The sequence below is a fragment of the Streptomyces sp. SID486 genome, assembly GCF_009865385.1.
In the GTDB taxonomy this organism is placed as follows: Bacteria; Actinomycetota; Actinomycetes; order Streptomycetales; family Streptomycetaceae; genus Streptomyces.
Genome location: NZ_WWJT01000499.1, coordinates 1 through 7507, shown reverse-complemented (window position 1 = coordinate 7507; position 7507 = coordinate 1). Strand labels below are relative to the sequence as shown.

10 protein-coding genes are annotated in these 7507 nt (G+C 73.7%); 7 read left to right on the top strand and 3 right to left on the bottom strand.

Annotation, left to right across the window (positions count from 1 at the left end):
* Positions 1-168 precede the first annotated feature (168 nt).
* Complete coding sequence (locus tag GT045_RS23390; RefSeq protein WP_161293322.1) at positions 169-450, top strand: hypothetical protein; 282 nt, start codon at positions 169-171, stop codon at positions 448-450.
* A gap of 54 nt (positions 451-504) precedes the next feature.
* On the opposite strand, the gene GT045_RS23385 is transcribed toward GT045_RS23390, so the two are convergent.
* Positions 505-741, bottom strand: a complete 237-nt coding sequence (locus tag GT045_RS23385) for a hypothetical protein (RefSeq protein WP_161335332.1) — start codon at positions 739-741, stop codon at positions 505-507.
* Positions 742-970: 229 nt separating this feature from the next.
* Here GT045_RS23385 and GT045_RS39045 point away from each other — a divergent pair, with 229 nt between their 5' ends.
* The 3 genes from GT045_RS39045 (at position 971) to GT045_RS23375 (ending at position 2467) form a co-directional block, all read left to right on the top strand.
* A complete protein-coding gene (locus GT045_RS39045; protein WP_202528843.1) occupies positions 971-1135 on the top strand; it encodes a hypothetical protein in 165 nt (54 codons plus the stop codon).
* A 2-nt stretch (positions 1136-1137) separates the two neighbouring features.
* Complete coding sequence (locus GT045_RS23380) at positions 1138-1413, top strand: DUF4190 domain-containing protein (RefSeq protein ID WP_161293326.1); 276 nt, start codon at positions 1138-1140, stop codon at positions 1411-1413.
* Between the two features lie 172 nt (positions 1414-1585).
* Positions 1586-2467, top strand: coding sequence for a DMT family transporter (locus tag GT045_RS23375; RefSeq protein ID WP_161293333.1), 882 nt, complete (start codon positions 1586-1588; stop codon positions 2465-2467).
* A gap of 47 nt (positions 2468-2514) precedes the next feature.
* Here GT045_RS23375 and GT045_RS23370 read toward each other — a convergent pair whose 3' ends face one another.
* Positions 2515-2997 (bottom strand): carboxymuconolactone decarboxylase family protein, encoded by a 483-nt coding sequence (locus GT045_RS23370; protein WP_161293328.1) that lies wholly within the window; start codon positions 2995-2997, stop codon positions 2515-2517.
* 443 nt (positions 2998-3440) lie between these two features.
* Here GT045_RS23370 and uppS point away from each other — a divergent pair, with 443 nt between their 5' ends.
* Both uppS and GT045_RS23360 read left to right on the top strand, forming a co-directional pair.
* Positions 3441-4154: a polyprenyl diphosphate synthase gene (uppS, locus tag GT045_RS23365; protein ID WP_345942731.1), complete on the top strand. Its 714-nt coding sequence runs from the start codon at positions 3441-3443 to the stop codon at positions 4152-4154.
* Entirely contained in the window at positions 4151-5647 is a 1497-nt protein-coding gene (locus GT045_RS23360) for an oxygenase MpaB family protein (RefSeq protein WP_161335330.1), read from the top strand. The genes uppS and GT045_RS23360 overlap by 4 nt, the downstream gene beginning before the upstream one ends.
* A gap of 26 nt (positions 5648-5673) precedes the next feature.
* Here the strand turns inward: GT045_RS23360 and GT045_RS23355 are convergent, their stop codons facing one another.
* Positions 5674-6546, bottom strand: a complete 873-nt coding sequence (locus GT045_RS23355) for an SGNH/GDSL hydrolase family protein (protein ID WP_161335329.1) — start codon at positions 6544-6546, stop codon at positions 5674-5676.
* A 482-nt stretch (positions 6547-7028) separates the two neighbouring features.
* On the opposite strand from GT045_RS23355, the gene GT045_RS39040 reads away from it, so the two are divergent.
* A complete protein-coding gene (locus GT045_RS39040; RefSeq protein ID WP_189301413.1) occupies positions 7029-7184 on the top strand; it encodes a DUF6131 family protein in 156 nt (51 codons plus the stop codon).
* The last annotated feature ends 323 nt before the right edge of the window (positions 7185-7507 follow it).

Genomic DNA, 7507 nt, shown 5'->3' with positions numbered 1-7507 from the left:
CCTGACCGCCCCGGCCCCCACACCGGCCGACCGGCTCCCTCGGTCCGGGGACACCGGCCGGCCGGGGGGCCGTCGGCGTCCCGGCCGCACGTCCGACACGGCGACACGGACGCACGACATGCGCGCGGTGCGGGGCCGGCCGGTCAGGGGGATGGAAACCTGCGCCCCATGAGCAACCCTCCCAGCGTCAACAGCTACGTCGACCGGGTCACGGCCGGGCCCGGCGGCGCGATGACCGACGAAGTCGGCGTCATCACCGGTGACCTCACCGTCGCGACCATCCTCCGTGCCGACGGCATCAGCGTGCGCGTCGCCGTCCAGCACTGGGGCGGCGACACCTGGTACACCCTCTCCGGCAGCCCCGCCCCCGTGCCCGCGGGCCGGCTCGCGGCCTACCACCGGGATCTGCTGGGCCGCATCCGCCGGGGCGGCGGAACGCGCGCCACCTGAACCGCGCAGCGCGGCAGGGGGCCCGGGCGGGGACCCGGGGAGCACCGGGCCCCGTCACCGGCTCCTCTGGTACCGCCGGCGGGCCCTCATGCGTTCCCCGGCCGCCTGCGCCTTCGCGTTCAGCCGTTCCCGGCCGGCCGACACCAGCAGTGCCAGCGGGGTCACGACCAGGCCGATCAGTAACGCGTGCGTCCAGTCCATCCCGTCGTGCCGGTACCGCAGGAACAGGACGGACGCCACGTAGGTCAGGACGACGATCAGTGCGCGGGTGAGCGGTTTCGGAAGACTCATGCCCTCCGGATGCCCCCGCCGCCTGCCGCCATGGGAGCGACGACGACCGATGTCTCGTGGTTGTCGGTCCGTCAGTTCCGCGCCATCGGTGGGCGACGGCTGCGTGATCCCGCCGCTCCCGGGTAACCGGCGATGTCATGAACGCGTTGAGCAAGTGGCCGCAGAAGCCGTCGTACGGGCGGCCCGGGAACCCACCGTCCGCCGCCGTCGCCGCCCCGGGGAGGTAAGCGTGCTCTTCCTGGTGGCAGCACTGCTCCTGCTGGGCATCGTCGTGGGGTCGGCGGCCTATCTGCCCTGGCCCGTCACGCTGGTGCTCGGGGCACTCATCGCCGTCTGGCTCCTGGTCTTCGCGGGACGCGAGCGGCGCCGGCGCAACCGGACGGGGAGGGCCTGACCATGCGGCTGACCGCGCCACCCTCCCGCCGGACGGGCCGCCGTGACACCGAAGGCATGGCCGTGGCCTCCTTCGTCCTCGGCCTCGTCGGGCTGCTCGTCCTCAATCTGGTCCTCGGCCCCATCGCCATCGTGCTGGCGGTCATCGCCCTGCGCCGGGACACACCACGCCGGTTCCGCGCGCTCCTGGGGCTGGGGCTCGGCGTCGCGGACCTCGTGGTTCTCGCCGCGCTGATGGCCGCGCACGGCACGACGTCCTGGACGGTCTGGGGCGGCTGACCGCAGCCGGCGAGAGCGCGTCCGTACCCCTCGCCCCGGCCCCGCCCGGGGAGCGCCGGGGCGGAGCCGTCCGCGCGGCAGGGTGGCGCCGCCTTTCGTAGGCTGGGAGTGCCCGATGGCCGCAAGCGCCGGATCCTCCCTCCGGGAGGGCTGCCGCAGGCAGGAGATGGTCGTGATCGAACTCGCCGCGGTGTTCGCCGTCGCGGGAGCGGCGAGCAACGCCGTGGGCACCGCGTTCCAGCGCAAGGCGGCCTCGGCGAGCAGCCGCAGCGGGCTCCGGCTGCTCGCGGAACTGGTGCACCGCCCGTTCTGGATGATCGGCATGGCCGGCGTCGTCTGCGCCGCCCTCTTCCAGAGCCTGGCGCTCGTCAACGGTCCGCTCGCACTGGTCCAGCCGCTGTTCATCCTGGAACTGCCCTTCGCGCTGCTCGTCGCGGCCCCGCTGATGCACCGGCGGCTGCCGCGCTCGGGCTGGTGGGGCGTCGGCGGCTGTGTGGCGGGGCTCGCCGTGCTGCTGATCGCCGCCGCCCCGCACGGTGCGACCGATCAGGCGCCCCTCGTCCGATGGATCCCGGCCGTGTGCCTGTGCGTCGGCGTGATGGCCGCGGCGGTGCTGCTGGCCGGCCGGGGAGGTGCGCCCGCGCGGCGTGCCGCGTTGCTGGCCGGCGCCTCCGCGACCGGCAACGCCCTGACCGCCGCGCTGCTGAAGTCGGCCAGCGGCACGTTCGCCGACCACGGCTTCACGGCGTTCCTGCGGTCCTGGCAGACGTACGGTTTCGCGCTCGCCGGGGCCGCCGCCGTGCTCCTGCTGGAGAACGCGCTCCAGGCCGGCCCCCTGGCCGCCGCGCAGCCCGCGCTGACCATCGGTGACGCGGTGGTGAGCCTGGCCCTCGGCATCACCCTGTTCGACGAGCGGATCCGCACCGGGTGGTGGCTGGTGCCCGAGCTGTGCGGGGCACTGCTGATCGTCGTGGGCGTGGGGCTCCTCAGCCGGGCCGTGGGGCGGATCGTCGTGCTTCCGGTCCCGGCGCGGGAGCAGCGCCAGCCGACGTGAGTCCGGCCGGCGGACCGCGCCGCCGGCCCGCGGCGGGAGCCCGCCCCCTACCGCTCGGGGCGCACCGGGTGCCGGCTCATGATCGAGACCCGGTTGAACGCGTTGATGGTGACGGCCACCCAGATCACCGCGGCCGTCTGGTCGTCGGTCAGGACCGCCCGCGCCGCGGCGCGGGCGGCGTCCTGGGCGGCGGTGTCGGCCGCGGCGGTGGTCGCCTCGGCCAGTGCCAGGGCGGCCCGTTCGGCGGCAGTGAACAGCTCGGTGTCGCGCCAGGCGGCGAGCACGCCGAGGCGCTGCGGGGTGTCACCCGCCCGCAACGCGGCCCGGGTGTGCACGTGCAGGCAGTAGGCGCAGCCGTTCAGCTGCGAGACGCGGAGGTTGACCAGCTCCACCAGGACACGGTCGAGCCCGGCCTCTTCGGCGACGGTGCGGACCGCCTCGGCCGTCTGCAGCAGCGCGTGGTACGCCTTCGGGCTCTGCTTGTCGATGAAGATCCGCCGGTCGGCACCGGCCGGGACGGGACTGGTCACGTGGGCTCCCCTGGCTGCATTTTGTTGAAGTTGAAACTATCATGGTGCCGGGACCGCCGTGGCCGGACTCCCGCCCGGCGGCGGGACTTCCGGCACCGGGCCAGGTCACGGGGGCGGACGGACGGACCGGCCCTCGGCGGCGCGCCGCCGGCGCCGCGAGCGCCGCATCCGTGCCGGGCCGGGTTTACGCCGCGAACCGACGTCCGGTCACGCCCTCGGACAGCAGTACCAGGGGTGAACCGCGGGCGTTGCGCCGTCCGCCGGCCCCCGGACTGACACCCTGCTGGTGACGATCCGGCCCGTCAGCCGAGAGGGCCGTGACTCGCGGAGGGTCCGCTCGTCGCTGCTGGGGGGCAGGCGTGCCACTTGAGGAAGTCACCGGCGGTTCCGCCGCGTTCCCCGACCCGGGGCGGGGCCGTCCGGCGGACCGAGGACACCGGCGCGTGCCCCGCCATGTCGCCTGCGTGATGGACGGCAACGGCCGCTGGGCGGCCCGGCGGTCGTTGCCCCGCACGTCGGGTCACCGCGCGGCGGAGACCACGGTGATCGACGTGATCGAGGCCGCGCGGACGGCCGGTGTCGAGTGGCTGAGCCTGTACGCGTTCTCCACGGAGAACTGGCAACGGCCGGGCGCCGAGGTCGACTTCCTGATGCGGCTGGTCCGCCGGGTGGTGCGCAAACACGCCCCGCTGCTGCACCTGCGCGGGATCCGCTGCCGGTTCCTCGGAGTCGCGGACCCGCGTATCCCCGCACCGCTCACCCGGGACTTCGCCGACCTGATGACCCTGACCGGGGAGAACCGGGGCATGACGCTGACCGTGGCGTTCGATCACGGCGGGCGGGGCGACATCGTGGCGGCGGCGCGGTCGCTGATCCGCAGCGGAGTGCCGGCCGAGGCCGTGGACGAGCGGAGCTTCGCCGCTCATCTGCCCTTTCCCGACACACCCGACGTGGACCTCGTCATCCGCACCTCCGGGGAACAGCGCATCTCCAACTTCATGCTCTGGCAGGTCGCCTACGCGGAGTGGATCTTCCCGCCCGTGCTGTGGCCGGACTTCCGCGCGACGCACTTCCTGGAGTGCCTGCACACCTATCAGCAGCGCGACCGCCGCTTCGGCGGCGTGCCGCCGAACGCGAACGGAGACGGACGACCGTGACCGACACAGGCAGCGACGACCCGGCCGGCACCCGTACCGGTCACCGCGACCGGGAGCCCGGACCGGCCGCCCACGACGCGACATCCCTCTTCGGCCCCGACAGCCGGTTCCACGCGTTCTTCAGCGACCCGCGCTGGGCACTGGCCGTCGTCCGGGCGACCGTACTGGAGGCCGCCCATCCGCAGATCGGGGCGGCCCTGATCGACAACTCGACCTTCGTCACCCACCCGTGGCGGCGGCTGCGCAACACGCTCGTGAGCCTGCAGCGCATGTTCGGGCCGGACGACGACGTGCGGGGCAGGGAGGCGGCACGGCTCAACCGGCTGCACACACGGCTCAAGGGCGCCGACGCGCGCAACCGGCCGTACGACGCCATGGATCCCGAGGTGCGGGCCTGGGTGGTCGCCACCCTCTTCGAGAGCAGCGTCACGATGTGCCGCCTCAGCGGACAGCCGCTGGAACAGGACGTCATGGAGCGGCTGTACGCCGAGTTCCGCGCCTACCTCGCCGCCCTGGACGGCGACGCCGGTCATCTGCCGCCCAGACTCCAGGAGTTCTGGCCGTACTACGACCGCGTGGTGGAGGAGCGGCTGGAGAACACGGAGGCGATGCGTGTCATCCTCTACCGGCTCTTCGACCACCTGCCCGCGCCGCCGCTGCTGAACGGTCTGCCCACCATGTGGGCCGCCGGCCGGGCGGTGGCCGGTCCCGTCATCGGCGTGATCACCGTGGCGTCCCTCCCGGAGCCCTTCCGCAGGAGGGCGGGCCTGCCGGAGATGCCCGGCGCACAGACCCTGATGCAGGGCGCCTACCTCGCGGTGGGCCTCGCCCGGTTCCTCCCGGAGGGCTGGATCCAGCCCGAGGCCATCGTCAGGCTGCTCGCCCTCTCCCCCGGCGGCGACGACCCCCGGGCACGGACGGTCAGCGCGCTGACCGACCGGATGAAGCGGGCCGGCGCCCTCGTACGACTGCTCGCGCCCCTCGGGCCGGAGCCGGAGCCGGACGGGGGGACCGACACGCGCAGCGCCGAGGAGTTCTTCGCCGCGGTGCTGGACCAGACCGGGGACGGCTATCTGGACTGGCCCGACCTCGCCGCGATGGCCAGGGAGATCGCCGGGCGACTGGACCTGGACGAGCCGGCCGAGACCCGGCTGTACGACGCCTTCGCCGACTGGTGGCGGGAGCTGCAGGCGGCACTCGACACCGACGGTGACGGCAGGGTCAGCGCCCGGGAGTACGCCGAGGCCGCGCCGTCCCTCGCCGGCCCGGCCCTGATCCGGGTCGCCGAGGTCCTCTTCGACGTCACCGACACGGACGGCGACCAGCGCGTCGACGCGGACGAGTACCGGGCCCTGTTCCGCCGGGGCTTCCGACGGGACAGGGCGGACACGGACGGCACGTACGCGCGCTCCGCGTTCGTGCGGGACTTCCTGTCCTTCATGTCGGGCCGTGAGCGCACGTCGCCGTACGACCCGCTGTTCAGCGAGGCCTGACCGGGCGCTCGGGGCGGGCCGCGCGCTCAGCCGAGGCCGAGGACCTCCAGGGTGTGCTCGGCCATGCGCCGCTCGCCCAGGGCGTTGGGGTGGACCGGGACGACGTTCTGCCCGAACAGCAGGGGCTCGATCCACCGGGTGCCGGCGGCCTGGCAGGCGTCGTGTCCGGCGGACACCGCGGAGAAGTCCACGTACACGGCTCCGGTCTCCTCGGCGGCGCGCCGCACCACGGCGTTGAGGTGGGCCTGGAGCGAGTGCAGGTAGGGCACGTCGCCGGTGGCGAGGGGCAGTTTGACGAAGCAGGACGGGTCGGCCGTCGCGGGTGTGATCCACGGGTAGCCGAGCACCGCGATCCGGGCGTGCGGGGCCTTGGCGCGGACGCTGCCGAGCGCGGTTCTCAGCGCCGGATAGGTGTCGCTGTCGATCTGGTCGTCGAAGGACGTCCCGTACTTGTCCTTGCAGGGGCTGCCCCGGCCCGCGCTGAGGACGCCCGCGGTGCCGCAGGCCGTCACGGCGTTGATGAAGGTGCCGTTGTCGTTGCCGCCGATCGTCAGTGTCACCAGGTCGGTGTCGGCGGTGACCGCGTCGGCCTGGGGGGCGACACCGGGGTACTGGGCCTCGGTGAAGTCCTTGGTCTGGGCGGCACCGCAGGTGACGTCCGTCAGCCGTGCCGCCGTCCGGGCGGCGATGACGTGCGGGTAGTTCGCGGTGGACCGCAGGCAGACCGGGCTGCTGAGGTCGACGGGCAGGACACCCGAGGCGGCGCTGTAACTGTCCCCCAGGGCCGCGTAGTTCATGGGGGCGGTGGCCTGGGCGGGGGCGGTGGTGAGACCGAGGACCAGCGCGCCGACGGCCGCGGACGTCGCGGTGAGGACGCGGCGCAGGGCGGGAACGGGCATGGCTCTCCCTTCTCGGGACGGGGAACGGCTCGGGCGAAAGGGCATGGCGGTGCCACGGACCCGCGGGATCGCCGGAGCGAGGCGGCTTGGCGAACCGGAGCGGGGCGGCTCGATGAACCGTGGCGGGGCGGCTCGATGAACCGCAGCGGGGCGGCTTCCGTGAAGACGCGGGCGGCGTACGGGGACCGTCCCGCGTGTGAGGCGGTGCGACGTGCGAGGGCGGTGCGCGAAGCGGCGTACGAGCCGGCGGGGCGTGGCGGACAGCGCACGCCCGACGACGGGAGACCGGCCGCGGGATTACCGCGCGGTTCTACCGCTAAGTAATGTGAGGCCGCCGAAACGCCCAGTCAACAATCCGGACCGAACTTCTTGAAACACGGACCGTCGCGATCCTCGCGAAGATTTCCGCGTCCGGCGTGCGATTCGGGCCGGATCGGGGGCACTCGTAGGTCAGGAGCACCACTACCAGCTGGAGGCACGTCATGATCGCCCTCGGCATCATCCTGCTCATCATCGGCTTCGTCACGGGTATCTCGATCCTGTGGACCATCGGCGTGATCCTGCTGGTGGTGGGAGCCATCCTGTGGATCATGGGGTCCATGGGGCACGCGGTCGCCGGTCGTCGCCACTACTGGTGAGGCAACGGCCCCGACGAGTGATCCTCTGCGGCCCACCCGCTTCGGCGGGTGGGCCGCAGAGGTCCGCGCCCAGGACTCGAGCCGTTCGGGCCGTACCGGTGCCGTGAGGTCCCGGTGGAACGCCCGGCTGCACGGCCGCTGTGGAGCGCCCGGGCTGCACGGCCGCGCTCCGGTGGCGCCCGTGGCGGCTCGCGCTCAGGCGCAGGTGCCGCTGGGGCGGGCCCGGGTCACCACGTCACCGACGCCGGTGGTGGCGTCCAGCCAGACGACCCGGGTGCCGCCGGCCGCCGCGGCGGAGAGCTGCTCGCCCCGGTTGCAGGAGA

Bases quoted from the DNA above. Each gene is read 5' to 3' on its own strand.
- GT045_RS23390 (WP_161293322.1), top strand. From the start codon at position 169: ATGAGCAACCCTCCCAGCGTCAACAGCTACGTCGACCGGGTCACGGCC.
- GT045_RS23385 (WP_161335332.1), bottom strand. From the start codon at position 741: ATGAGTCTTCCGAAACCGCTCACCCGCGCACTGATCGTCGTCCTGACC.
- GT045_RS23380 (WP_161293326.1), top strand. From the start codon at position 1,138: ATGCGGCTGACCGCGCCACCCTCCCGCCGGACGGGCCGCCGTGACACC.
- GT045_RS23355 (WP_161335329.1), bottom strand. From the start codon at position 6,546: ATGCCCGTTCCCGCCCTGCGCCGCGTCCTCACCGCGACGTCCGCGGCC.
- GT045_RS39040 (WP_189301413.1), top strand. From the start codon at position 7,029: ATGATCGCCCTCGGCATCATCCTGCTCATCATCGGCTTCGTCACGGGT.